This window comes from Mycobacterium sp. IS-1742 (assembly GCF_001500125.1).
Taxonomy (GTDB): domain Bacteria; phylum Actinomycetota; class Actinomycetes; order Mycobacteriales; family Mycobacteriaceae; genus Mycobacterium.
This window is the reverse complement of record NZ_LQIV01000016.1, coordinates 18,281-44,631: the sequence shown is the minus strand read 5'-3', so window position 1 is coordinate 44,631 and position 26,351 is coordinate 18,281. Positions and strand designations below refer to the sequence as shown.

General features: G+C 70.0%; 19 protein-coding genes and 1 tRNA gene. 10 read left to right on the top strand and 10 right to left on the bottom strand.

All coding sequences use genetic code 11. From position 1 onward, the window contains the following. Positions 1-2 precede the first annotated feature (2 nt). From iniR to AU196_RS11960, 8 genes are all read left to right on the top strand, one after another. Positions 3-2,540, top strand: coding sequence for an isoniazid response ATPase/transcriptional regulator IniR (gene iniR / locus AU196_RS11995; RefSeq protein ID WP_059095298.1), 2,538 nt, complete (start codon positions 3-5; stop codon positions 2,538-2,540). Positions 2,541-2,676: 136 nt separating this feature from the next. Further along, positions 2,677-5,922, top strand: coding sequence for a heterodisulfide reductase-related iron-sulfur binding cluster (locus AU196_RS11990; protein WP_059095297.1), 3,246 nt, complete (start codon positions 2,677-2,679; stop codon positions 5,920-5,922). Positions 5,923-5,933: 11 nt separating this feature from the next. Then, the gene (locus tag AU196_RS11985) at positions 5,934-6,935 is read left to right on the top strand and encodes a nucleoside hydrolase (RefSeq protein WP_059095296.1); all 1,002 of its coding nucleotides are present in this window, start codon (positions 5,934-5,936) and stop codon (positions 6,933-6,935) included. A 45-nt stretch (positions 6,936-6,980) separates the two neighbouring features. Then, complete coding sequence (locus AU196_RS11980; RefSeq protein ID WP_059095344.1) at positions 6,981-8,261, top strand: pyridoxal phosphate-dependent aminotransferase; 1,281 nt, start codon at positions 6,981-6,983, stop codon at positions 8,259-8,261. Positions 8,262-8,264: 3 nt separating this feature from the next. After that, on the top strand, positions 8,265-9,497 hold the full coding sequence (locus AU196_RS11975; protein WP_059095295.1) for a YibE/F family protein: 1,233 nt from the start codon (positions 8,265-8,267) through the stop codon (positions 9,495-9,497). A gap of 39 nt (positions 9,498-9,536) precedes the next feature. Further along, complete coding sequence (locus tag AU196_RS11970) at positions 9,537-10,058, top strand: 2Fe-2S iron-sulfur cluster-binding protein (RefSeq protein WP_059095294.1); 522 nt, start codon at positions 9,537-9,539, stop codon at positions 10,056-10,058. After that, positions 10,055-11,047: an FAD binding domain-containing protein gene (locus AU196_RS11965; RefSeq protein ID WP_059095293.1), complete on the top strand. Its 993-nt coding sequence runs from the start codon at positions 10,055-10,057 to the stop codon at positions 11,045-11,047. Before AU196_RS11970 ends, AU196_RS11965 begins: the two co-directional genes overlap by 4 nt. Continuing rightward, positions 11,044-13,146 (top strand): xanthine dehydrogenase family protein molybdopterin-binding subunit, encoded by a 2,103-nt coding sequence (locus AU196_RS11960; protein WP_059095292.1) that lies wholly within the window; start codon positions 11,044-11,046, stop codon positions 13,144-13,146. Before AU196_RS11965 ends, AU196_RS11960 begins: the two co-directional genes overlap by 4 nt. Here AU196_RS11960 and rfbA read toward each other — a convergent pair whose 3' ends face one another. The 7 genes from rfbA to dcd all read right to left on the bottom strand — a co-directional run bounded on the left by rfbA (position 13,147) and on the right by dcd (position 19,377). After that, positions 13,147-14,010, bottom strand: coding sequence for a glucose-1-phosphate thymidylyltransferase RfbA (gene rfbA / locus AU196_RS11955; RefSeq protein WP_059095291.1), 864 nt, complete (start codon positions 14,008-14,010; stop codon positions 13,147-13,149). Continuing rightward, on the bottom strand, positions 14,010-14,378 hold the full coding sequence (locus tag AU196_RS11950) for a nuclear transport factor 2 family protein (protein ID WP_059095290.1): 369 nt from the start codon (positions 14,376-14,378) through the stop codon (positions 14,010-14,012). The genes rfbA and AU196_RS11950 overlap by 1 nt, the downstream gene beginning before the upstream one ends. Before the next feature lie 20 nt (positions 14,379-14,398). Then, positions 14,399-15,148, bottom strand: coding sequence for a maleylpyruvate isomerase family mycothiol-dependent enzyme (locus AU196_RS11945; protein ID WP_059095289.1), 750 nt, complete (start codon positions 15,146-15,148; stop codon positions 14,399-14,401). 1 nt (position 15,149) lies between these two features. Beyond that, positions 15,150-16,493: a cytochrome P450 gene (locus AU196_RS11940; RefSeq protein ID WP_059095343.1), complete on the bottom strand. Its 1,344-nt coding sequence runs from the start codon at positions 16,491-16,493 to the stop codon at positions 15,150-15,152. After that, positions 16,493-16,819, bottom strand: a complete 327-nt coding sequence (locus tag AU196_RS11935; protein WP_059095288.1) for a DUF1330 domain-containing protein — start codon at positions 16,817-16,819, stop codon at positions 16,493-16,495. The genes AU196_RS11940 and AU196_RS11935 overlap by 1 nt, the downstream gene beginning before the upstream one ends. Positions 16,820-16,840: 21 nt before the next feature. Then, positions 16,841-18,559 carry a DUF7159 family protein gene (locus tag AU196_RS11930; protein ID WP_059095287.1) on the bottom strand — a complete coding sequence of 573 codons (1,719 nt, stop codon included), beginning with the start codon at positions 18,557-18,559 and terminating at the stop codon, positions 16,841-16,843. 245 nt (positions 18,560-18,804) lie between these two features. Next, positions 18,805-19,377, bottom strand: a complete 573-nt coding sequence (gene dcd, locus AU196_RS11925; RefSeq protein WP_059095286.1) for a dCTP deaminase — start codon at positions 19,375-19,377, stop codon at positions 18,805-18,807. Between the two features lie 59 nt (positions 19,378-19,436). Here dcd and AU196_RS11920 point away from each other — a divergent pair. After that, a tRNA-Gly gene (locus tag AU196_RS11920) sits at positions 19,437-19,510 on the top strand. An 11-nt stretch (positions 19,511-19,521) separates the two neighbouring features. Here AU196_RS11920 and AU196_RS26085 read toward each other — a convergent pair. Further along, positions 19,522-22,470 carry a VCBS domain-containing protein gene (locus AU196_RS26085; RefSeq protein WP_059095285.1) on the bottom strand — a complete coding sequence of 983 codons (2,949 nt, stop codon included), beginning with the start codon at positions 22,468-22,470 and terminating at the stop codon, positions 19,522-19,524. Between the two features lie 288 nt (positions 22,471-22,758). Beyond that, positions 22,759-23,571, bottom strand: coding sequence for an LLM class flavin-dependent oxidoreductase (locus tag AU196_RS11910; protein ID WP_059095284.1), 813 nt, complete (start codon positions 23,569-23,571; stop codon positions 22,759-22,761). A gap of 399 nt (positions 23,572-23,970) precedes the next feature. Between AU196_RS11910 and AU196_RS11900 the strand changes: the two genes are divergently transcribed. Further along, positions 23,971-25,464, top strand: coding sequence for a PE-PPE domain-containing protein (locus AU196_RS11900; protein WP_082695691.1), 1,494 nt, complete (start codon positions 23,971-23,973; stop codon positions 25,462-25,464). Positions 25,465-25,483: 19 nt separating this feature from the next. On the opposite strand, the gene AU196_RS11895 is transcribed toward AU196_RS11900, so the two are convergent. After that, on the bottom strand, positions 25,484-26,344 hold the full coding sequence (locus tag AU196_RS11895) for an SDR family NAD(P)-dependent oxidoreductase (RefSeq protein WP_059095283.1): 861 nt from the start codon (positions 26,342-26,344) through the stop codon (positions 25,484-25,486). Between the last annotated feature and the right edge of the window lie 7 nt (positions 26,345-26,351).

Sequence of the window (26,351 nt, the reverse complement as noted above, 5' to 3'; positions counted from 1 at the left end):
CCATGACGAGCCCGGCGCCGCACCGTCAAGCGGAGCTCCCGGCCGCGGCGCGCGATGCCGTCGCGGCGGTCGAAGCGGACCCGGCGGCGCCTGCGAAGATCCTGGTCACCGGCGGCATCGGAACGGGCAAGTCGACCGTGCTCGCGGCCGTGCGGACGGCTCTGCGGGCGGCGGGCCGTCCCGTGCTGTCCCGCTCGCCGCGGCCTGGCGACCCCGCCGGCGCGGCGGTGGTCGTCGACGATGCGCACCTGCTCGACGCCGGTGACCTCGAACGGCTCACCGATCTGGTGGCCGATTCGGCGTCGACGGTGGTGATCGCCACCCAGCCGCTCGCCCACCACGCCGCGCTGCGCGGGCTGGCCACCGCGCTCGAGCGCGAGAATCCCGCTGTCGCACTGGGTTCCGTCACCCCGGTGGAGGTCGGGCGGGCGGCGGCCGTGACGCTCGGCGCCGCGCCGGCACCCGAGGCCGTCCGGCTACTCACCACGGTCACCGCCGGTCTGCCGTTCCTGCTGCGTCCGGCTCTCGCCGCGGTCGGCGACGGCGCGGCGGCGGTGCGGCACAGCGCCCGGATCGCGCTCGTGGAACGTCTGCGCCGCCTCGACGAACCGCTGCTCGACACCCTGCTCGTGGCGTCGCTGAGCCCGGAGCTCGGACCCGACGACGTCGCGGCGGCCCTGCGCATACCGTCGGAGACCGCGCTGGCCGACGTCGACCGGGCCAGGGCCAGCGGCCTGCTCGAGCCGAGCCACCACCACAGCTTCCTGCGCACCCTGCACGACGGCCTCGCCCAGATCGTCGGCGCCGCGCGCCACCACGACATCGAGGTGTCCCTGCTCTGCTCACAGCTCGAACTGCGCACTCTGAGCGCCGATCTCGCGCTTCGAATGGCCGAACACGGACTGCGTGACGAGCGGCTCGCCGCGGCACTCGCCGAGCTGGCCGCGCACACCGGCAACGAACCCGCCCGCGCGGCGCGGCTGTACCGGGCGGCCGCGGACGCCGGAGCCACCGCGCTCAGCGCGCAACTCGCCGACGCGCTCGCGCTGACCGGCGACTGCGCGACGGCCGGGCGGATCGCCGACGAACTGCTCACCTCGCAGAATCCCGACGAGCGGGCGGCGGCGGTGCGGATCTCGGCGAGCATCGCGATGCACGACGGCAGCGCCACGCAGGCGCTCGACCTCTTCCGCTGGCTCGGGCCGTCCCCGGATGCGGTGCTGAGCGCGGCGGGCACCGTCGCCGCCCTCGCCGCGGGCGACGCGACCACCGCCGAGGAGCTGGCGCGGACACAGGCCGCCGGGCCGCCGACGTCGATCGCGCGTGCGGCCCGCAGCCTCGGCGAGGGACTCGTGCTGTCCCTCGGCGAGCCCTACCCCGTCGCGGCGGCGCGGCTGGGCCAGTCACTGAACGCCGAGCGCGGCCGCGGCGGTGTCACTCCCGACACCCCGGCCGCACTGGTGACGCTGGCCGCCCTGCACGGCGGCGACCCGGTGCGCGCCCGCAGCGTGATCGGCCGGGCGGTGCGCACCGGGCGCGACGACGGCTCCGCCGATGCGATCTTCGTCACCCACCGGCACCGGCTGCTGCTGGGGTGGACCCACATGCAGGACGGGCAGCTGCAGGCCGCGGCCGCCGCAGCGCCGCGGCCGGGCACCGACCTGCACCGCCGCGACGCGCTGTGGGCGGCGGCGCTGCACACGGCGATCGCCCGGCGCAGCAGCGACAGCGGCGCCATGCAGATGCACTGGTACTCCGCGATGGAGGTGCTCGCCGAATACTCGGTGGACCTGTTCGCGTTGCTCCCGCTCGGCGAGCTCTGGGTGGCCGCGGCGCGGCTGCGGCAGGTGGAGCAGCTGCAGCACACCCTCGACGAGGCGTTCGCACTGCTGGCAGGGCTGGGCGACCCGGTGTTGTGGTCGGTGCCGCTGCACTGGGCCGGCGTGCACGCCGGCATCCTGGCGAACTCCCCGGAGGCCGTCGCCCCGCACGGACAGGCGCTGACCGCCGCCAGCCGGGACAGGCGCGCGCAGAGCGCGTTCGCGAAAGCGCTCGCCACCGCGGGCCGTACCTGGTTGCGGGTGCTCGCCAACCAGGTCGACGTCGACGAGGTGACGACCGCCGCCCGTGGGCTCGCGCAGTTCGGCCACACCTGGGACGCCACCCGACTGGCCGGGCAGGCCGCCCTGCAGACGCCGGACGGCCGGGTCTCGCAGGCGATGTTGCAGCTGGCCCGCGACCTCAAACAGAGCGTCACCGGCGCCGAGGTCCCGGTGGAGAGCGCGGCACCGACACCGGTGCCGGCCCCGTCGGCGGGGACGCCGGCCCGCCCTTCGTCCTCGGCCCAGCTCTCCGAACGCGAACGCGAGGTGGCGGAGCTGTTGCTGCTCGGCATGCCGTACCGGGACATCGGCGCCCAACTGTTCATCTCAGCGAAGACGGTCGAACACCACGTCGCGAGGATCCGCCGCCGGCTGGGGGCCGAATCGCGGTCCGAGATGCTGTCGATGCTGCGCGCACTTCTCGCCCCGTCGAGTTAGCCCCACCGCGGGTTAGGGCAGCCTTCGTAGCGGCCCGTATCCCGGTGATGTCACTATGAGCAGGATCGAGCCTAAGTTACCGACGGGTAACTTAGTTTAAGTTACTGTTGAGTAACTTCACACCGGGAGGCCGCGCGTGGACACGCAGATTCTCATCCGACTCGTCGTCGGGTTGCTGATGACCGCCATCGTGATCGCGCTCGCCGCAAAACGCGTGCTGTGGCTGACCAAGCTGATCCGGTCCGGCGCGCCCACGAGCGAGGCCAACAACCGCAAGGACAACCTCGGCAAGCGCATCACCACGCAGTTCGAAGAGGTCTTCGGTCAGACCCGCCTGCTGCGCTGGTCGATCCCCGGTATCGCGCACTTCTTCACGATGTGGGGCTTCTTCATCCTCGCGTCGGTCTACCTGGAGGCCTACGGCCTGCTGTTCGACCACGACTTCCACATCCCGATCATCGGCACCTGGGATGTGCTCGGCTTCCTGCAGGACTTCTTCGCCGTCGCCGTGCTGCTCGGCATCATCACCTTCGCGATCATCCGCATCGTGCGCGAACCCAAGAAGCACGGCCGCGACTCGCGGTTCTACGGATCGCACACCGGCGGCGCCTGGCTGATCCTGTTCATGATCTTCAACGTCATCTGGACCTACGCCCTGGTCCGCGGCGCAGCCGCCGACGTCGGCAACCTGCCCTACGGCAACGGCGCGTTCTTCTCGCAGTTCATGGGCTGGGTGCTCAGCCCGCTCGGCCATGACGTCAACGAGTGGGTCGAGACCATCGCGCTGCTCCTGCACATCGCGGTCATGCTGATCTTCCTGCTGATCGTGCTGCACTCCAAGCACCTGCACATCGGCCTGGCTCCCATCAACGTCACGTTCAAGCGGTTGCCCAACGGCCTCGGCCCGCTGCTGCCGATGGAGTACAACGGCCAGCCGATCGACTTCGAGGATCCCGCCGAGGACGCGGTGCTGGGCCGGGGCAAGATCGAGGACTTCACCTGGAAGGGCTACCTCGACTTCACGACGTGCACCGAGTGTGGCCGCTGCCAGTCGCAGTGCCCGGCGTGGAACACCGGCAAGCCGCTGTCGCCCAAGCTCGTGATCATGAACCTGCGCGACCACATGTTCGCGAAGGCCCCGTACATCCTGGGCGACAAGGAGTCGCCGCTGGAGAACACCCCCGAGGGCGGCCTCGGCGAGGAACTGCGCGGCGAGAAGCAGTCCGAGAAGCACTCCCACGACCACGTTCCGGAGTCCGGTTTCGAGCGGATCATGGGTTCGGGCCCCGAACAGGCCACCCGTCCGCTGGTCGGCACCGCCGAACAGGGTGGCGTCATCGACCCCGACGTGCTGTGGTCGTGCACCACCTGCGGCGCCTGCGTCGAGCAGTGCCCGGTCGACATCGAGCACATCGACCACATCGTCGACATGCGCCGCTACCAGGTGATGATGGAATCCGAGTTCCCCGGTGAGCTCGGGGTGCTGTTCAAGAACCTGGAGACCAAGGGCAATCCCTGGGGCCAGAACGCCAAGGACCGCACCAACTGGATCGACGAGGTCGACTTCGACGTGCCGGTGTTCGGCAAGGACGTCGACTCCTTCGAGGGTTACGAGTACCTGTTCTGGGTCGGCTGCGCCGGCGCCTACGAGGACCGCGCCAAGAAGACCACCAAGGCCGTCGCCGAACTGCTCGCGATCGCCGGCGTCAAGTACCTGGTGCTGGGCGAGGGTGAGACCTGCAACGGTGACTCGGCCCGCCGCTCGGGCAACGAGTTCCTGTTCCAGCAGCTCGCCGCGCAGAACGTCGAGACCCTCAACGACCTGTTCTCCGGCGTCGAGCGGGTCGACCGCAAGGTCATCGTCACCTGCCCGCACTGCTTCAACACCCTGGGCCGCGAATACCCGCAGGTCGGCGGCAACTACACGGTGCTGCACCACACGCAGCTGCTGAACCGGCTGATCCGCGACAAGAAGCTGGTGCCGGTCACCCCGGTCGGCGGTGACGGGGCGAACGGGCAGGACATCACCTACCACGACCCCTGCTACCTGGGCCGGCACAACAAGGTCTACGAGGCCCCCCGCGAGCTGATCGGTGCCTCCGGCGCGAAGCTGACGGAGATGCCGCGTCACGCCGACCGCGGTCTGTGCTGTGGCGCAGGCGGTGCGCGCATGTGGATGGAAGAGCACATCGGCAAGCGCGTCAACACCGAGCGCACCGAAGAGGCGATCGACACCGGCGCGTCGCGGATCGCGACGGGTTGCCCGTTCTGCCGCGTGATGATGACCGACGGTGTCGACGAGGTCGCCGCCGCCAGGGACATCGAGAAGGTCGAGGTGCTCGACGTCGCCCAGCTGCTGCTCGGCTCGCTCGACACGAGCACGGTCACCCTGCCGGAGAAGGGCACCGCCGCCAAGGAGGCCGAGGAACGCGCCGCCCTCCGCACCGAGGAGGCCCCGGCGCCGGAGAAGGCGCCCGCCGACGAGCCGGCTGCCGAGAAAGCCGAAGAAGCGCCGGCCGCCACGGCGTCGACGGCTACGGCGACGAAGCCCGTCACGGGCCTGGGCCTCGCCGGTGGCGCCAAGAAGCCGGGCGCGAAGAAGACGGCTGCCGCCGACGACAAGGCCGGTGACAAGCCGGCCGCCGCGGCGGCTCCGGCCAAGGGCCTCGGGATCGCCGGCGGAGCCAAGCGTCCCGGCGCGAAGAAGACGGCGGCCGCCCCGACGGAGGCGCCCGCAGCCAAGGCCGAGACCGCCGAGGCTCCGGCCGCGGCTCCGGCCGCGGCTCCGGCCAAGGGGCTCGGCATCGCGGCCGGCGCCAAACGGCCCGGCGCGAAGAAGACCGCCGCCGCCCCGGCCGAGGCGCCCGCAGCCAAGGCCGAGACCCCGGAAGCCCCCGCCAAGCCGGAGCCCGAGGTCAAGGGCCTGGGCATCGCCGCCGGTGCGCGTCGACCCGGTGCGAAGAAGGCCGCGCCGAAGGCTTCGCCGAACGAAGGCGCGGGCACGGTCGTGCAGCCGCCCAATGTGGATCCGGACAAGGCGGAGGCCGGTACCGAGACCGACAACCGGCCGGCGGACACCGCCGATTCGGACCTGGGGGTGGAGAGCAAGCCCGAACCTGAGGTCAAGGGCCTGGGCATCGCCCCCGGTGCGCGCCGCCCGGGCGCCAAGAAGAAGGCACCCGCACCGGCAGCCAAGCCGGCCGAGCCGCAACCGCAGGCCGAGTCGGCACCCGAGCCGGACGCAGCACCCGAGCCGGACACCAAACCCGAGACACCGTCGCAGCCGGCATCGGGCAACGGGGACGCCCGCGTCGTCGGTGACGAACCGCCGGTCAAGGGCCTCGGCATCGCCAAGGGTGCCCGCCGCCCCGGGAAGCGGTAATCCGGACGCGTATGACACGGCTGGCCGCGCTCGCCGCGGCGGTGGTCCTGGGTTGCTCGGCGCTCACCGCCGCGGGAGCGTCGAGCGCCGCGCCGCCGGACGCCTGCGTGGTCGTCGACACCGATATGGACATCGACGACCCGATGGCGATCTCCGCGGTCATCGGGTCCCGCCACGTCGCGGCGATCGTGACGACCGAGGGGTACACGCTCCCGGAAGCCGGGGCGTCGGCGGTCAGCCGCATGGTGGCCCAACCGGGCCAGCGCACGATCCCGGTCATCGTCGGCGCCGGCGTCGACCGCCCGGAATCCGACATCGCCGAGACGTTCGGCGACTACGTCCTGGTCTACCGCGCCCTGATGAACCGGCTCAACAACTTCCTGCCCGAGGAACCGCCCCCGACGCCCGCTCGCGGGGACCACGTCGCGCAGGTCGTCGACGCCGTCGCCGGCTGCGCGAAGGTGGACGTGCTTCTCCTCGGCGGCTTCACCTCGTACGCCGACTACGGCCCGGCGATCCGCGCGAAGACCGGCCGGGTGGTCATCACCGGCAGGCCGCTCGAAGGCGATCCGGAACTCGATGCCGGCGAATCCTTCAACTGCGTGTACGACCGGCCGTCCTGCGAGGAGGCCTTCCACCGGCAGCTGCCGGGACTGGACCACACGTTCGTCGACGTCCCGCGCAGCGACTGCGATACGACACCCAACCGCGCGGGATGCGTGGGCACGGTGCACGGCCCGACGCTGGCGATGGTCCAGCAGCTCCGTCCGCTGGGCCTGCCCGGCACGCTGCGGCAGATGCTGCTCGGCGAGCCCGCGTCGTGGGCCATCGACACCTGGGAGTGGTCCGGCTACGGCGGGCGTTCGATGTTCTGGGACCAGTCCACGGCGCTCGCGCTGCTCGAGCCCGGCCTGTTCGCCCCGGTGGGCAACCATGTCGAGACCGTGCTGAGCCCGGTGGACTTCGCGAACACGTGGGCCGAGCTGGCGAACCGGTCGGTGACCTATGCGTAGCCGCAGCCTGCACGAATTTCTAAATGAGTGGACGGCAATGCCACCATGGACGACGTGACCATGCCCCAGACGCCCGCGACCTGGCACGCCCAGGGCCATCAGCAGCGGACCCGCACGTTCACGCAGTCGTCGAAACTGCAGGACGTCCTCTACGAGATCCGCGGCCCGGTACACGAGCACGCAACGCGACTGGAGGCCGAGGGCCACCGCATCCTCAAGCTCAACATCGGCAACCCGGCGCCGTTCGGCTTCGAGGCGCCCGACGTGATCATGCGCGACATGATCGCGGCGCTGCCGACCGCCCAGGGCTACTCCGACTCCAAGGGCATCGTGAGCGCCCGGCGTGCGGTGTTCACCCGCTACGAGCTGGTCGACGGTTTCCCGCGCTTCGACATCGACGACGTCTACCTGGGCAACGGCGTGTCCGAGCTGATCACGATGACGCTGCAGGCGCTGCTGGACAACGGCGATCAGGTGCTGATCCCCGCCCCGGACTATCCGCTGTGGACGGCGTCGTGCTCGCTGGCGGGCGGCACCCCCGTGCACTACCTGTGCGACGAGACGCAGGGGTGGCAGCCCGACATCGCCGACCTCGAGTCGAAGATCACCGACCGCACCAAGGCGCTGGTCGTCATCAACCCGAACAACCCGACCGGCGCGGTGTACAGCCGCGAGGTCCTGGAGCAGATCGCCGAGCTGGCGCGCAAGCACCAGCTGCTGCTGCTCGCCGACGAGATCTACGACAAGATCCTCTACGACGACGCCAAGCACATCGCGATGGCCTCGGTCGCGCCCGACGTGCTCACGTTGACGTTCAACGGGCTGTCGAAGGCCTACCGGGTGGCGGGCTACCGCTCGGGCTGGCTGGTCATCACCGGACCCAAGGAACACGCGAGCAGTTTCATCGAGGGCATCAGCCTGCTGGCCAATATGCGGCTGTGCCCGAATGTGCCTGCGCAGCACGCCATTCAGGTTGCGCTCGGCGGTCACCAGAGCATCGACGATCTGGTGCTGCCCGGCGGGCGGCTGCTCGAACAACGCGACGTGGCGTGGGAGAAGCTCAACGAGATCCCCGGCGTCTCGTGCGTCAAACCGCAGGGTGCGCTGTACGCGTTCCCGCGGCTGGATCCCGAGGTCTACGACATCCACGACGACGAACAACTGGTTCTCGACCTGCTGCTGCAGGAGAAGATCCTGGTCACCCAGGGCACCGGGTTCAACTGGGCCACACCGGATCACCTGCGCATCGTGACCCTGCCGTGGGCACGTGACCTGGCCGCCGCGATCGACCGGCTCGGCAACTTCCTGGTCAGCTACCGGCAGTAGCGGGTGACCCACTCGCACGCCCATTCCCACTCGCTGAGCGGCCCGTCGCCGCTCGGCCCGCTCGCCGCCAGGATCGTCGTCGGACTGCTGGTGCTGATCGGTGTCGTGGTGGCGATCGGCGCGGTGCTGCTGTGGCCGAGCCAGCAGAAGGCCGACATCCCGCTGCCGTTCCAGAACGCCGAGGGTGGTGCGGTGACGACGGAGGCCGGGCAGGTGCGTGCCACCAGCCTTTCGTCGTGCGGCAGCCCGTCGGCGGGTCAGGTGCTCACCGCCGACCCGATCTCCGCACCGGCAGACGGGTCGCAGTGCGTCCAGGTGCTCGTCGCGATCGATTCCGGGCCCAACAAGGGCGCGAACACACTGCTGGAGTTCAGCGGCGGGCCCGGCCAACCGCAGTTGGCCGCGGGCGACGACATCCGGCTCAGCCGCCAGGTGGGCCAGGGCGGCGCCACCAGCTACACGTTCTACGACTACGCCCGGGGATGGCCGCTGGCAGCGCTGGCCGCCGCCTTCGCGGTCGTGGTCGTGGCGGTCGCGCGCTGGCGGGGTCTGCGTGCGCTGGTGGGCATCGTGGTGGCGTTCGCGGTGCTGGTGGTGTTCCTGCTTCCCGCCCTGCGCGACGGCGCGTCGGCCGTCCCGGTCGCGCTGGTGGCGTCCGCGGTGATCCTCTACGCCGTCATCTATCTCGCGCACGGTGTCAGCCTGCGCACCAGCGCGGCCCTGCTCGGCACCCTGACCTCGCTGCTGCTGGCGGCCGTCCTGTCCTGGGGCGCAATCGAAATCGCCCACCTCACCGGGCTGTCGGAGGATCAGAACAACGAGGTCGCCGCGTACCTGGGCAACGTGTCGATCACGGGTCTGCTGCTGGCCGGGTTCATCATCGGGTCGCTCGGTGTGCTCAACGACGTGACGGTCACCCAGGCGTCGACGGCGTTCGAACTCGCCGAACTGGAGGGCACTTCGCGGCGGGCGGTGTTCGTCGGCGCGATGCGGGTGGGCCGCGACCACATCGCCAGCACGGTGTACACGCTCGTGCTCGCCTACGCCGGTAGCGCGTTGCCGCTGCTGCTGTTGTTCAGCGTGGCCAACCGCTCGCTGGTCGACGTGCTGACCAGTGAGAGCGTCGCCATCGAGATCGCGCGGTCGGCGGTCGGCGGGATCGCGTTGGCGCTGTCGGTCCCGCTGACGACGGGCATCGCGGCCGTGCTGGCGACGCCGCGGGCGAACCGCCACTAGCTCACGTTTCGCGGTGAGGCCCAGGGGTACCCCCGCGCCATGGCCCAGCCCACCGGTCATCGTGAAGTGACCCTCGAGGTCGACGGGCAGCAGCGCACACTGCACCTCGACAACCGCGTGACCCTGCTCGACGCGCTGCGTGAACACCTCGGGGTGACTGCCCCCAAGAAGGGGTGTGACCACGGCCAGTGCGGATCGTGCACCGTGCTGCGCGACGGCCGCCGGGTGACCACCTGCCTGACCTTTGCCGTCGCCGCCGACGGCGCGAGCATCACCACCGCCGCCGGCCTCGGTGACGGTGCGGACCTGCATCCCGTCGCGCAGGCCTTCCACGACACGGACGGTTTCCAGTGCGGGTACTGCACACCGGGTCAGATCTGTTCTGCGGTAGGGATGCTCGACGAGGTCAAGGCCGGCGCGCCGAGCGTCGTCTCCGACGATCTCGAGGCACCACCGGAACTGACCGCCGACGAGATCCGGGAGCGGATGAGCGGCAACCTGTGCCGCTGCGCGGCGTACCCGAACATCGTCGCCGCCATCGAGCGGGCTTCCGTTCAATGAGGGCCTTCGACTACCACCTCGCCGAGAGCCCGGCCGACGCGGTGGCGACGCTGACCGCCCACCCGGACGCCGCCTACCTCGCCGGCGGCACCAACCTCGTCGACCACATGAAACTCGGGGTCGCCACCCCCGATCTGCTCGTCGACGTGAGTCGGCTCGCGCTCGACGACGTGACGGCCACCGACGACGGCGGGGTGCGCATCGGCGCGACCGTCCGCAACAGCGACCTCGCCGCGCACCCGGTGATCCGGTCGCGCTATCCCGGCTTGTCGCGGGCGCTGCTCTCGGCGGCGTCGGGTCAGTTGCGCAACGCGGCCACCACTGCGGGAAACCTGTTGCAGCGCACGCGTTGTGTGTACTTCCAGGACGTCACCACACCGTGCAACAAGCGCCAACCGGGCAGCGGCTGCTCGGCGATCGGCGGCTATGTGCGCTATCACGCGATCCTCGGCGCATCGCCACAGTGCATCGCCGTGCATCCGTCGGACATGGCGGTCGCGATGAGCGCGCTGGACGGCGTGGTGGTCATCGAAGGCTCCGACGGTGAGCGCCGCATCCCCGTCGACGAGTTCTACCGCCTGCCCGGCGACGAACCGCACCGCGACACCGTGCTGCGCCACGGCGAACTCATCACCGCGGTGGAACTGCCCACACCCCCTCCCGGTGCGGTGTCGGACTACCGCAAGGTGCGCGACCGGGCCTCGTTCGCGTTCGCGCTGGTCTCTGTCGCTGCGGAACTGAGCCTCGACGGGAACGACATCGTCTCGGCGCGAATCGCTTTGGGCGGCGTCGCGCACAAACCCTGGCGCGCTCACCGCGCCCAGGAGATTCTGGTCGGTGCGCCCGCCACCGAGGAGACGTTCGCGGCCGCCGCCGACGCGGAACTCTCGGCCGCGGACCCGCAGCCGGGCAACGAATTCAAGGTGACGCTGACCCGCCGCACCCTGATCGCCGAACTGCGCGCACTGACCGATCGGGGACGCCGATGACGCTGCTCGACCCGCGGGCGATCGGTGCGCCGCTGGCGCGGCTGGACGGCCGCGCCAAGGTCACCGGTGCCGCCCCGTACGCATTCGAACAGCGCGTCGCTGACCCGGCCTACCTCCATCCGGTCCAGTCGACCGTCGCGCGGGGACAGGTCACGGCCGTCGACGTCGACGCCGCCCGGCAGGTCGAGGGCGTACTCGACGTGCTGACGGTGTTCGACGCCCCGGAGCTCGCCGACACGTCCGACGGCGAACTGTCGATCCTGCAGGACGACCGGGTCCACTTCCGCGGTCAGATCATCGGCGGTGTCGTCGCGGAGACCGCCGAGATCGCCCGGCACGCAGCGGGTCTCGTGCGTGTGACGTACACCGAGGAACCGCACGACGTGGAACTGACCGTCGACCACCCCGGCCTGTACACGCCCGAGGAGGTCAACGCGGGATATCCGTCGGACACCGACGACGGTGACGTCGACGCGGCGCTGGCATCGGCCGAGATCACCGTCGACCAGACCTATTCCACACCGCTCGAGCACAACAACCCGATGGAACCGCACGCCTGCATCGCGGTGTGGACCACCGAGGACGGTCGGACCTCGGTGACGATGTACGACTCCACGCAGGGGGTGCACGCGGCGCGCAAGGCGCTGGCCCCGATCTTCGGCCTCGAACCCGACCAGTTGCGCATCATCGCCCCGCATGTGGGCGGCGGCTTCGGCTCCAAGGGGGCGCCCCACGCCCACGACGTCCTGGCGTTGTTGGCCGCGCAGCGCAGCGGCGGGCGGCCGGTGAAGCTGGCGCTGACCCGGCAGCAGATGTTCTCGCTGGTCGGGTACCGGACCCCGACCATCCAGCGCATCCGTCTCGGCGCGACGCGCACCGGTGAACTCACCGCGCTGGTCCACGAGGTCGTCGAACAGACTTCTGCGGTCAAGGAATACGCCGAACAGACGGCGGTCACGTCACGCAAGATGTACGCGACGCCCAACCGGCGCACGGGGCACCGGCTCGCGGCCCTCGACGTGCCGGTGCCGTTCTGGTTCCGCGCCCCGGGTGAATGCCCGGGCACGTACGCCGCCGAGGTCGCGATGGACGAGCTGGCCGTGGCCTGTGGCGTCGACCCCATCGAGCTACGGGTGCGCAACGACCCCGACGTCGACCCGGAGACAGGCAACCCGTGGTCGGGACGCCACCTCGTCGAATGTCTGCGCCTGGGTGCCGAGCGGTTCGACTGGTCATCGCGCGATCCGGTTCCGGCGCAACGGATCTCGGGTGACTGGTACGTCGGGTTGGGTGTCGCGTCCGCGACCTATCCGGCCATGCAGATGCCGGGCAACACCGCCAGGATCACCTACTCGGACGAAGGCCGCTACCTGGTGCAGATCGGCGCCGCCGACATCGGCACCGGCACGTGGACGACGCTGACGCAGATCGCCGCCGACGCGCTGGGCTGCGACGTCGCCGCTGTCGAACTGCAGATCGGCGACAGCGCGTTACCGGACGCCTCGGTGGCGGGCGGATCGTCGGGCATCAACTCGTGGGGCCGGGCGATCGTGGCGACCGCGCGGCAGTTCCGCCGAGACCACGGCGACCCACCGGCGATCGGGGCGTCCACGGTGGCCGAGGCGCCCGAGAACCCGGAATCCGAGCGGTTCACCATGCAGTCCTTCGGTGCACACTTCGTCGAGGCGCGGGTCAACCGGGACACCGGCGAGATCCGGGTGCCGCGGATGCTGGGCGTCTTCTCCATCGGCCGGGCGATCAACGCCCGCACGCTGCGTTCGCAACTCATCGGCGGGATGACGATGGGTCTGTCGATGGCGCTGCACGAGGAGAGCGTGCGCGACCCGCGGTTCGGTCACGTCGTCACACAGGATTTCGCGACGTACCACATCAGCGCGCACGCCGACGTGGCCGACATCGACGCGATCTGGCTCGACGAACCCGACGAACACGCCAACCCGATGGGCTCGCGCGGCGCCGGCGAGATCGGCATCGTCGGATCGGCCGCGGCGGTGGTCAACGCCGTCCACAACGCCACCGGCGTGCGGGTGCGGGATCTGCCGGTCACCCTCGACAAGGTGCTCGCCGGGCTGCCCTGATCAGCGGTCGAGCAACTCCAGCAGGTACGCGCCGTACCCGGATTTCAGCAACTGATGCCCGCGGGCGGCCAACTGCTCGTCGTCGATGAACCCCACGCGCCAGGCCACCTCCTCGGGCACCGAGATCTTCAGGCCCTGACGGCGTTCGATGGTGCGGACGTAGTCGCTGGCGTCGAGCAGCGAGTCGAACGTGCCGGTGTCGAGCCAGGCGGTGCCGCGCGCGAGGACCTCCACGCTCAGTCGGCCCTGATCGAGGTAGCGCTGATTGATCTCGGTGATCTCGTATTCACCGCGCGCGGACTTCTCGAGCGACCGCGCGATCTCGATGACGTCGTTGTCGTAGAAGTACAGCCCGGGAACCGCGTAGTGCGATTTCGGGGTGGCCGGCTTCTCCTCGAGCGACAGCGCGGTGCCGTCCTCGCCGAACTCCACCACCCCGTACGCCGACGGGTTGGCGACCCAGTACGCGAAGATCGCGCCACCGCTGACGTCGTGGAAGCGGTGCAGGCCGGTGCCGAGGCCGGGGCCGTAGAAGATGTTGTCCCCCAACACCAGTGCGACGGAGTCGGTGCCGATGTGGTCCGCGCCGATCACGAAAGCCTGCGCGAGACCGTCCGGCTGATCCTGGACGGCGTAGCTGAGATTGACGCCGAATTGCGAACCGTCGCCGAGCAATCGGTGGAACGCGGGGGCGTCGTCGGCGGTGGTGATGACCTGGATGTCGCGGATGCCCGCCATGATCAACGTGGACAGCGGGTAATAGACGAGCGGTTTGTCGTACACGGGCAGCAGTTGCTTGCTCGCCCCGAGCGTGATGGGGTACAGCCGGGTCCCGGACCCGCCCGCCAGGATGATCCCCCGCATCAGCCGGTCAGGTCGTCTTCGTCGAGTTCGGTCGCCGCAAGTGCGGACGCCAGGTCACCGTGCCGGAACACCGACGTCACCTTGTCGTGGACGACCCGGAACGCGGCCGCCGCGGTTCCGGTCTCCCCGGTCACCGAGGTGATCTGCTGTTCGACGACGACCACGCCGTCACGGATGTAGATCCGGCCGGGTTCGGCGTTCACGTCGACTGCCTGTGCCCAATCCCGAAGTGCCGCATGGCCTTGGGCCGCCCCGTGGGCGTCGCCGATCTCGATGTCGTCGCTGGACAGTTCGAGCAGCGTGTCGACGTCGCGGTCGTTGAGCGCGTCGTGCCACGCGAGCACGGTCGCCATCTCCGATGTGGTCATGTCCGTGAAGGTACGCCACTTCAGAACGGCGTCTTCTCCAACCACCGGTCCCAGACATCGGTTCTCCCGAACGCCTCGAGGCCGCTGTCGGCCAACGTGCGACGCCGTGTCACCGCCAGCAGGAGGTCGGTGACGGGCCCCCGGACCACGACGTCCCCCTTGCCGTGTTCGTGGGTCCAGTCGATGCCCTCTTCGGTGCTGGTGATCATCCACTCCCCGACTCCGCCGAGGACGTCGTCGGTGGCGTGCAGGTGGAGCGTCAGGCCCCGCTCGATGGGCAGACCGTGGCGGCCGGCCTGCACCGCCGCCAACTCGATCCATTCGCTGAGCGCGTCGGCGGCCAGCTCGGGCGGCACGTCGAACGGTTGGCCGAGCGCCAGGGCCGCGTCCGCGCGGTGGACGGCGACCTCGTGCACCCGACGGCGCACCCACCAGCCGGCCGGACGCGGGCCGAGGAAGGTCCAGACCTTGGTGCCCGATCCGACGCCGTCGACCGCGTGGACGAGCAGCCGGGCACCGTCGCGCAGCCACTCCAGGGCGCCCGCCTGATCCTCGGGGGGCCGGCCGTCGCGCACCTCGCGCGGGTCGAGGGGTTCGTGGCGCCGTTCGGCGACGATCTGGGCGGCCCAACGGTTTCCGCGGCCGACGTGGCGGAACAGCTGTTTGAGCGTCCACTCCCCGCACGTGGGCACCGGCGTCGCCGGATCGCCCGTCGCGATCAGTTCGCCGAAACCGTTGGTCTGCTCGAGCAGCGCCGCCCGGAAGTCCACGTCACGAACCTAGCGCGGCGCGCGCGGTTCCGAGCGCGATCGGCAGAGTCGACCACCCGCGCAGCACCCGGGTGTCGCGGCGGTGGCCCGCCCCCGCGAGTTCGGCGTCGGGGAACCGGTCGAAGAACGCCCGCAGCCCCACCTCCCCCTCGGCGCGCGCCAGGGCGGCGCCCAGGCAGAAGTGCCTGCCCCCGGAGAACGACAGGTGCTTGCCCGCGTTGTCGCGTTCGATTTCGAAGCGGTGCGGATCGTCGAAGACCTTGGGGTCGCGGTTGGCTCCGGCGAGGTGGATGATGATCAGCTCGCCGCTGCGCACCGGCACACCCGCGACCTCGACGTCCTTCTTGGCCACCCGTGCACTCATCTGCACCGGGGAGTCCAGCCGCAGGATCTCCTCGACGGCGGTCGGCCACAGGTCCGGGCGCTCACGCAGTGTGGCCAGTTGCTCCGGGTGGTCGAGCAGCATCTTGATGCCGTTGCCGAGCAGGTTGACGGTGGTCTCGAACCCGGCGGCGAGCACCAGCCCGGCCGTCGCCTGCAGTTCCCGTTCGCTCAGACCCGCCCCGTCCTCGGTGGCGGAGATGAGCTGGCTCAGTAGGTCGTCGCCGGGGTTGCGGCGTAGGTTCTCGAGGTGGTTGACCAGCCAGGCGTTGAACCCGACGATGCCGCTGTGCACCTGCAGGTACTGCCGCCAGCTCAGTCCGATGTCGAGGCTGGGCGCGCCGAGTTCGCCGTAGCCCAGGATCTCGGCGCGGTCGGCGTCGGGCACCCCGAGCACGTCGCTGATCACCGACACCGGCAACAGTGAGCAGTACCGCGCGACGATGTCGACGGGCCCGGCGCCGGCGGCGTCGCGTTCGAGGTCGTCGAGCAGCTGCTGCGCGGTGGCCTCGACCCCGTCGCGCAGGGCGGCCACGGCGCGGGTGGTGAAGACCGACGACACCAGCTTGCGGCAGCGGGTGTGGTCGGGCGGCTCGATGGACAGCAGCGACGGCGGTTCGATGGGGTGCAGCAGACCGGTGTCGGTGCGGTCGATCACCCGGCGCAGCGGTGTGGGCAGTTCGCCGCCGAGCGACGACACCCGGAAGTCGTCCGAGCGCAGCAGTTCGTGTGCGACGGCGTGGTCGAAGGTGATCAGGCCGACGCGCCCGCGGATCACGGGTCCCTTCGCCCGGTGTTCGTCGGCGAATGCGGCCGGGTCGGCGCGGACGGTCGGGTCGGCGATCAGCCGTGCCTGCGGGTCGCCGCGGCGCATTCCGATCCGGGACATCCCGCGGACGAAACCATGCAGCGCCAGCCACCGCACCCGCTGCCGAACCGTCACGCGCGAGGAGTCGTCCACCATCACTCGAGCTTAAGGACGGGCCGCAGATCGTCCAAGCGGTCGAACAGATGCCAGACGTAGGCCGACGAACCGTCCTCGCGGTGCGGGTGCAGATCGGCCAGGTCGGGGTCGTTGCGGTAGCTGTCGAAGGCGTCCTTCGACTCCCACTCGACCAGGATCAGCACCTGGCGGGGTGCGATGTCACCGGTCACCGACTCACGGAACTTGCCGAGCGCGACGACGCGGCCGCCGTGGGCGGCCACCGCGGCGGGTGAGCGCCGCGCGTAGGCCAGGTATTCGTCACGGTCCGCGACGTCGAACAGGTTCAGCGCATACACCGGCGACATGGCCGGAGACGCTACCGTCCGCTAGTCACCGCCGCCGAAGGACGGGAACGGCCACAGCGAATCCTCGCCGCCGGACGACGATCCGCCGTCGTCGTACGAGCCGCCGGATCCGGACCCGTAGTCACCACGGCTCGGCCCGGACCCCGAACCACTCGACGGCGGGTAGTACGGGTTCGACGGCGCCTGGGGCACCGAGGGCACGTAGGGCGTCTGCGGCACCTGCGGCACCTGCGGCACAACAGGCCTCGGCGCCTGCGGCACAGTCGGGATGGTCGGACGCTGAGGCCAGTAGTCGTCGTCCTGCTGCGGCGGCTTCTGCGGCTTCGGCTGCCACGGATTGGGCCACGACGGGCGTTCGGGCTCGTCGTCGTCGCGGAAGATCGGCGGGAGCGCAGGACGCGGGAGCCGGATGACCGGCGGTGGGAGCACCACTGGCGGCCGGTACGCGGGCGCAGGCAGGACCGGGACGGGGGCGGGCACCGGCGCCGCGGGAACCGGCACGGGCGGTGCGGCGGGCACGGGCGCCGGGGGCGCTGCCGGGACAGGCGCGGGCGCCGGGGCGGGTGCCGCAGGCACGGGAACCTTCTCGACGTACACCGTGCGCGGCGCCGCCGGGACCGGGGCCGGGGCCTCGCGCACGACGGGAACCGGGGCCTTGATGGTCTCGGCCGGCGGGGCGGGCGGGGCGACCACCGGCCGGGCCTCCGGCGCGGGCGCCGGGCGAGGCGCCTCGGCGCTCGGCACGATGGCGGCCTCGGCGGGGCTGGGCCGCTGGTCGGCGGTGGGGCGGATGTTCACGGCCAGCGAGATGACCAGGGCGACGACGCCGACCACGAAGATCGACGACAGCGCGCTGCCGACGAGCAGGAACGGCTTGCGGTTCTCGTCGTCGGCCGGGGTGGGGACGGCGTCGGGCTCGGCGAACACCATCGGCGGGGCGGCGGCGGCGCTGCTGACCGGCGCCATCTGCGTGGCGGCGGCGCCGAACGCGGCGTACGCGCTGCCCGCGGTGGTCCCGTCCTCGGGATCCTGCGAGTAGGCCAGCCCGACGGTCGAGGCCTCGAAGTCCGGCGCGTGGGCGGATGCCAGCGCCGCACCGCGGGCGAGCGCGAGTTCTGGTTCGTCCGGGGCGCTGATGGGCAGGGACAGCAGGCGCCCGAGGTGCGCCTTGACCTCGCCGACGTCGACACCGGAGCCGACGACGAACATGCCCTGCGGGGGCGAGTCCTGCGCGTCGACGGCGGCGGCCATCTCGGTCAGGACGGCCATCGCGTCGGTGCTGTGCAGGCTGCGGCTGAGCACCTTGGTGACGGAGCCGTCGTCGGTCTGCACGACCGACAGGGTCGCGGTGTCACGGTCGATGAAGAACAGGGCCGTGGTGGCGTACCCGACGGCGCGGCCGACCGCCTGCGCCAGCGAGGCGGCGGCGTGGCCCTCGGAAACGAGCATGACGTCTTCGATGCCGCGTGCTGTGAGCGTGTCGCGCAGGGCGGCCGCCGAGGCGTGGTCACTCCACGCCACGCCCACCGACCTGAGGTGGTGGCCGCCCGCGGCGGCGCTTTCCTGCGTGCCGAGCACCGCGGCGACGACCTGATCGGCCGCGCTCGAGGTTGCTGAGCCTTCCACCGCGTTGATGTCGAAGACATCGTGGTCGACGGTCACTCCGTCAGCCTTCACGCCTTCGACCAGCACCATGCGGACCGTCGTCGGTGTCATCGAGACACCAAGTACGATGTCCACCAAGCCCTCCAAAAGTTTGCTATAGCGTCAATATGGCCGTGGCGCGCCCGAACCGAACGAGCCCTCAACTAGAACCTTCATCGGCGCGACCTGCCGAGTCGTTACACGCAACGGCGTTAGCTGATCGCGTACGGAAAACCCTACTCGGAACAACGGCGACAGGCGCCTGTCGGTTCAAGGATTTTCGCCGTTGACTCTGCGCTCACGGCGTCGATTTCTCGCACGTTCGCGCCCTGAGCGCAGGGTCAACTCAGCTTGATGAAGTTCTGGTACGACCGCGAGGGCGTCGGCCCGCGTTGGCCCTGGTATTTCGAGCCGACCTTGGCGCTGCCGTAGGGGTGCTCGGCGGGACTGGTGAGGCGCAGCAGGCAGAGCTGGCCGATCTTCATGCCGGGCCACAGCGTGATCGGCAGGTTGGCGACGTTCGAGAGTTCGAGGGTGATGTGGCCGCTGAAGCCGGGGTCGATGAAGCCGGCCGTCGAGTGGGTGAGCAGGCCGAGCCGCCCGAGGGACGACTTGCCCTCCAGGCGGCCGGCCAGGTCGTCGGGCAGGGTGCACGTTTCGAGGGTCGAGCCGAGGACGAACTCGCCGGGGTGCAGGACGAACGGCTCGCCGGGCGACGGTTCGACGAGGCTGGTCAGCTCGTCCTGCTGCTTGGCCGGGTCGATGTGGGTGTAGCGGGTGTTGTTGAAGACCCGGAACAGCGTGTCGAGGCGGACGTCGATGCTGGAGGGCTGCACCAGGCTGTCGTCGAACGGATCGAGAGCCAGCCGTCCTGCGTCGATCTCGGCCCGGATGTCACGATCGGAGAGCAGCACCCGACGAGAGTATCGGCTCCGGGTGATAATCTCCGTGATCACCAGCGTCAGCTGGCCAGGCCGATGTAGTTCAATGGCAGAACATCAGCTTCCCAAGCTGAATACGCGGGTTCGATTCCCGTCATCGGCTCCACGCCTGAGCCGCTACACCGACGAAGCGCCGCCCGTCACGACCGTGATCTCGTGGCCGGTGAGTGTCTCGATCCCGCCGGTACGGGTCGACGTCACGAGAACGACCTTGCCGCCGGCCGGGTCGATCGCCAGACGTGGGTTGCTGCCCGCGAAGTCGAATCTGCTCACCTCCCCGGAAGTGGTCACGATCGTCAGGTTCGTGCGCCCCAGCACCCGATCGTCGGTCACCTGGTAGAGCGTGCCGTCGGGTCCGATCACCGGCCCGTTGGCGACCAGACCGGGCGTGTCGACGGTGACGGCGGGTTCACCGGCGCGCATGATCGTGAAGTACGCCATCGTGGAACTCTCCCGCGACGTGTGGACGACGGTGCCGTCAGCGGTGATCAATGGGTTGGCCCACGGACCACCCGGGGCGGTGAAGGTTTCCGCGGATTGGCCGGGACGGAGCACCGTGAACGTCGATCCCGAATCGGTGGACGCCGCGTAGGTCACGGTGCCGTCGGCGCCGAGGCCCTTGCCCACGGGCGGACCGGGAATTACGACCACGACGGGCGTTTCACCAGGGCGGTAGATGGTCAGCGTGGTGGACACCGGGTCGTGGGGTGCACCGGTGCCGAGCACATCGGTCACCAGGACGGTCCCCGTTGCGTTCACCAGCGGGTAGATGCGGTTGGTCGTCGGCGCGGTGTGCGAGATCTCCGGTTGCCCGGGTCGCAGCACGGTGGTGGTACTCGAGCCCGGGCCGAAGATGCCGCCCGAGCCGTCGTCGAGCACGACCGTGCTGTAAACCACCGTGCCGTCGGCCGCCGCGTCGACAGCGAAGAGCGTTCCCGTCGAATGCGATTCGATGGCATCCTGTCCGGGCCGCAACACCGTCACCGTGGTGGTCGCAGGATCGAGCGCGGTGCCTGCACCGGTGGTCGCGACATAGGCGACGGTCCCGTTCGGACCGACGACCGCGGATCCGGGCGCCCCTGCGACCGGCGTCCGGGACGCCTGCTCCCCCGGGCGCAGGACGTTCAGGAAGGTGACGAACGGGTCCTCGTCGGTGCCCGTGCCGGTCCACTCGACGAAGGCGACGGTCCCGTCGTCGCCGATGGCCGTACCTCCCAGACCCACCCCGTCGCGGGTGACGATGCCGCTCGGACGCATCAGCACCAGATGGGTACTCGACGGCGCGCCCGCCACGCCGGGCTCGACGAGCGTGTAGTGGACGGTGCCGTCGACGGCGATCTGCGGCTGGGTGGTGAGGTCGCCGGTGTGAACGTAGGTCTGCAGCGGCTGATCGGCGCTCACCACGGTCACCCGGACGTGGGTGGGTGCGCCCGCGGTCGCGATGCGCGTCATCTGATAGCCCGTGCCGCCCGCGGAGTACACGCCGCCGAGCGGTTCACCCGGCGCGGTGAGGGCTACCGCGTCTTCGCCCGGCCGCATCACGGTCGTGGTGGTGCTCGGGACCCCGCCGTCGGCAGAGCGCACGACGGTGGAGTAGGCGACCGTCCCATCCGTCAGCACGGCGATTGAGGGTTGAAAGGTGAAGTCACCGGCGGCGCTGGATTCGACCGGAACGTCCTGACCCGGCCGCAGTACCTTGACGGTCACCCGGTACGGATCGTTCACCGTGCCGGTGCCGGTGCGGCTGGCGATCGCGATGGTCCCGTCGGGTCCGACCGCGGTGCGACTGGTCGCGTCCGGCGCGGTGATCGTCCAGGTGTCGGTGACGCCCGTTGCCCGGGGGGCGAGGGTGACCGTGACGTCGCGGGTCGACGTGTGCCCACCACCGAAGAACAGACCCCGCAGTCCGTGGACGTGGAAACCGCGGTCGGTGGCCTTGACGGTGAAGGTGTCGGTGAGCGGGCTGACACCGTTCCAGGTCTGTGGCGCAACGTATGTGAAGCGGCCCTGCTGGTCGATGACGACCGTTCCGCCCTGTGCTGTCGTCGGCGCGACGGAGTAGGCGATCTTGTCGCCATCGGCGTCGGTGGCGGTGATGGTTCCGGTGACGACGACGCCGTCCTGCTGCGTGGCGCCCGGTTGCCCGAGCACCGGAGAGCGGTTGAAGAACGTTCGCTCCAGTTCGCGGTGCACCCAACCGAGTACCGCCCACAACAACGGGGGGTTGGCGGGCGCAGGCCCGGCGGGGGCCAGGAACGGCGCGAGCAACGCTCCCACGACTGTGTGGGCGATGCGGACCGGAAGCGCGATCAGGTTGTGGGTCGGTGACACGGGCGCCGCGGTCGGCGGTTGCTCGCCGAGGTCATTCGCGGTGGTGCGGAATGCCGCGGGATCGGCGTCGGTCGACAACGTCAGGGTGTCGGCGACCTCTGCCGAGACGGGGGGCTCGTCGTTCGACACGATGAGAGTTGTTGTGTCGCTGGGCGAGGGAACGTCATCGGCCCTCTTGGTGACCGCGCCGCCGCGATCGATCGGATCGTCTGGGGAATCGCCGATCGGCGGGTGGTCCGAAGGCGGGGGCGTCACTGTGACGGGAGGATCCGGGACGACCACCGGCGGAGGGGGCGTGGTCGTTCCGTCGTCTACCACGGTGCCGTCGTCGTCATCGCCGGGCGGTTCCAGTTCGGCGTCGTCGTCATCGTCCGCGGGGTCCACCGGCTCGCCGTCGTCGCCCGGAAGGGCCACCGGTTCCTCGTCGTCCTCGTCGTTTTCGTCCTCGTCGTTCTCGTCCGGATCCACATCCGGGTCCGCACCCTCAGCCGACTGAATGTCGTTGCCGTCCCGGTCATCCGGCGACGCCTCAGCGGTGTCGTTGTCGCCCACCGACGACGAGTTCTCCGTACCGGGTTGTGCGAAGGCCACGCCCGGCGACGCGACCACGGCCACGCCGATTCCCAGCGCCACCGCCAGCGCGCCGACGCGGCCGATGTGCTGGGCGAGCACCGTCGTGTGCGGACGGGCCGGGGCCACCGCCGCCAGGACGCTCGGAATGCCGCTGATGGTCATGGCGCTCGCTTCCTCGCGTCGCGACCACCGCCGCGCGCAGTCGTATGAAATTGAAGGGAGCGCTTGGCCCCGGGACGTCACTTGCCAACGAAACATAGCAGCGTTGCGGTTACAGCAAACCCAACGGTGGTGACAAGCCCACCACCATTTGCGTTCGCAAGTAACTTTCGACACTGCTCAGGTGCTGCTTTCCGCCGCGTCGCTGGTCAACAACCCAAACTCACGGTGAGGCGGTCACCTCTGCTGGCGAAAATTGTCTCGAACGTAAAACCGTAACTGCCAGCCGGGTCAGATGCCGAGCACCTCACGTGCCCGATCGATCTCGTCGGGATCGGCGGTCGACGGAATGAGCCGCAGCTCGTCGAGACCGGCCTCGCGCGCGCCGTTCACCGCGGCGAGGAGGCCGGATGCTCCGCAGTTCAGCGTCCCTGCGTCCGGAGCCGTCACGTAGGACTCGGTTCCCAGAGCGTCGACCTCCTGGTCCCAGAAGTCCTTCACATGCTCCCGAAGTTGGGTCTGCGGGTCGGGTCCGAGCGCGAACCAGACCGGCGCCGAGAAGTGCGGCCGCTCCGCCCGACCCGCCGCCCGCCACGCCTGGATGACCCGCTCCCGCTGCGCGGCCAACCCCTGCGGGTCGAAGTGCAGAGAATGCGCCGGATCGCTCACCCCGGCCGCCCACTTCGCGGCCCGGGCGAGGGCCTTCGGACCGACCACGCCGGCGACGAGCGGGACGCCTCCGGGCTGCACCGGTGCGGGCCCGACCGGGAGGTGTCCCTCGACGGGCGGCTCCTGGGCCCACACGCCGCGCATCACCCCGACCGCCTCGTCCATGCGTTGACGTTTCCGTTCCAGCGGGCTGCCGACCGCCAGGTAGTCCTCGTCCCACGCGCCGATCCCGACACCGAGCGTCAGGCGCCCACCGGACAGGACGTCGATGGTCGCCAGGTCCTTGGCGAACAGGACGGGGTTGCGCATCGGGAGCGCGACCACGTCGGTCCACAGCCGCACGCGCTCGGTCAGCGCAGCCGCGGCGGCGAGTTGCGGGACCACCGACCAGCTGTCCGGATAGACGAGCCGCTCATAGGTGACCAGGCCGCCCACGGCCCTTCGTCGATCTTGCGGTACCACGCGAGCTCGGTCTCCCGCCCGTGAGGAAACAGGGTCGGAAGACCCATGGAGATGCGCAGGCGAGGAGCCTCGGTCGATTCGCGGGTTGCAGTCACGCGGCTATTCGATCGACGTGTCGCGTTGAGAGTCACCGGTGTTCCACTCAGCGGGCACCGCGGTAGATCCGGTGACCGGCGCCGTGACACTCGGCACCGTTGAGATCACGGAGTCAATCGAGCGGGGCGCCTGACCAGCACATCCTCCCGGTTGTCGATTTGCTGTGAATCAGCTCTAGTGATATTGATCGACGTTTGGGTATTGTGCTGCGCAGTGGTGTGGTTGCTCGCGGGAGGCGGGCACTCACTCGGGTACTGCTCTGGGGATTGATTTCACATGCGAGTTCTTCTTCGCGCCGGCGTCGCTCTACTCGTCGCCCTCGGCACCGTCCTGTTGGCGCTCGTCTCGACGATCGGCCTGGTCTTCACGCTCGCAGCGTCGACCTACATCATCCGGGGAACCGACTACGGGGTTCCCTTCTGCCTGCCGTTCTGCCACGGGAACCCCACGCCCGAGGAACTGGCGATGCCGTATGTCAACGGGACCGTCGCCAATCCGCCCGACGCCATCGTCGTGGTCGACTACCCGGCCGGCTTCTGGCCGTTCTCCGACGGTTACTTCGCCGACCCCAAGTACGACGACGCGGTGAGACAGGGCGTGGAAGCACTGCCGGTACCTGGCGAGGTCGAGGACGGAAGCGTCTTCTTCGGCTACTCCCAGGGCGCCCAGGTCGCGACGATCTACAAGCGCGAGTTCAACGAGTACTGGACGAGCAATCCAGCAGGTGCGCCCGACGTCACCTTCGTGCTCCTCGGCAACGGCAGTCGCCCCAACGGTGGATTGATGTCGCGCTTCGACGGGGCCTACTTGCCGATCCTCGACGTCTCGTTCACCGGCCCCACCCCGACGACCACGGCGGGCGCGGCCCCGGGCGAGATCACGACGTACGACATCGCACGTCAGTACGACCTGTTCGCCGATTTCCCGACCAATCCTCTGAACATCCTCGCTGTCGCCAACGCATTCGCGGGTCAGATCTTCGTGCACCCCGACTACGGTTCCGTCGACATGAGCCAAGCGGTGTTCCAGGGCACGTACGGCGACACCGCGTACTACCTGATCCCGACGTACCCTCTGCCGCTTCTGACGCCGCTGACCTGGATACCGGTGGTCGGCCCCATCGCGGTCGACATTCTGGATCCCATCCTGCGCGTGCTGGTAGAGGCCGGGTACGACCGCACCGTCAATCCCGGTGCGCCCACGCCGGCCGACTTCCACTACTTCCCGGACCCGCTCACCTTCGGCACCAGTCTCCTGCATGCAATCCCTGCCGGACTGACATACGGAGTCCAGGACGTCCTCCACATGCGCGAACCGGGCACACCGCCTGCCGGTGTGGCCGGGCAGGACGCCTACGGCATCGGCGCCCCGTCGGTGACCCTGCCGGACCAGACGCCGCCGCCGGCCCCGGTCCAGACCATGGTGGCGCCGTCAGCTCCCGACCTGTCGACACCCGCGGGGACCGGACCATCGGCGCCGGCCGACCTACCGGTACCGGACGTCGTGAACCCGGTGCCTTCGTCGCCGATCCCGCCGGCGCCTGAGCAGAACATCGCCCGCGATCCGGTCGTCGAACCATCGCCTGCCGCCACGGTGAAGAGGTCGGTGTCCACCACGAACTCCGTAGCTGAAGCTCCCGACCGACCGCGCCCGAGCAGCGGGGTGGCGAACGACCGTCCACGCCGCGCCGGCGAGTCGAACGGGAAAAGCGGTTCCGGCACCGCCGGCAAGTCGAACGGCAAGAACGATTCCGGAAGCACCAGCAACTGAGCGTGATGACCTGCAACCTTCAGCCCCTCGGGGCGAACGCGTTGCCGTGGTGCGCTTCCGTCGCTTCGGACGTGAAGCCGAAGGTGCGCAGGAACGCTCCCATCAGCACGTCGTACACCGGCGGCACCAGGCGGTACATCGCGATGACGGGCCGGTTGAACAGACCCACCTGACGTTCGCTCGACCGCCCGCGATCGGTGGCGCGGACGATCGCCGATACCACGGTCGACGGCTTGACCGCGGTGGGTGGCACCCGGGGCGTGCGGCCGAAGTAGTTGCTCGCGGTGTTGTAGACCGGGGTGTCGACCGGGCCCGGGTAGACGCCGTGGATCTTGATCCCGGATAGGTGGCGATTCTCCTGACGCAGGGTCCGCACCAACCCGTTGAGTGCGAATTTGCTTGCCACGTACGCGGATTGGAATGGCGCGGCCGTGGTCCCGAGCAGTGATCCGATCAGCACCAGATGCCCGCGCCCGGTCTCGTGGAAGCGATTCAGAGCGCACCGCGCCACATTCGCCGATCCGATGAGGTTCGTCCGCACGATGCTCTCGAAGACGCCGGCGGGCACGTCCTCGAACCGGCCGAAGGCGGTGATCGCGGCCGACTGCACCACGATGTCGATCCGGCCGAAGCGGTCGGCGGCGGTGTCGAACAGCGCCTCGACCTCCCCGCAGACGCCGATGTCGGTGGCCCGGGCCAGCACCGCCTCGGCGCCCGCCGCGCGGCACTCGTCCGCGACCCGCTGCAACGCCTCCTCGTTGCGTGCGGCCAGCACCAGTCGTGCGCCACGCCCCGCATAGCGCAGGGCGGTCTCCTCGCCGATCCCGCTGGAGGCGCCCGTCACCACGACCACGTCGGACGCTGCGGTGGATTCATCCATCGGGGGG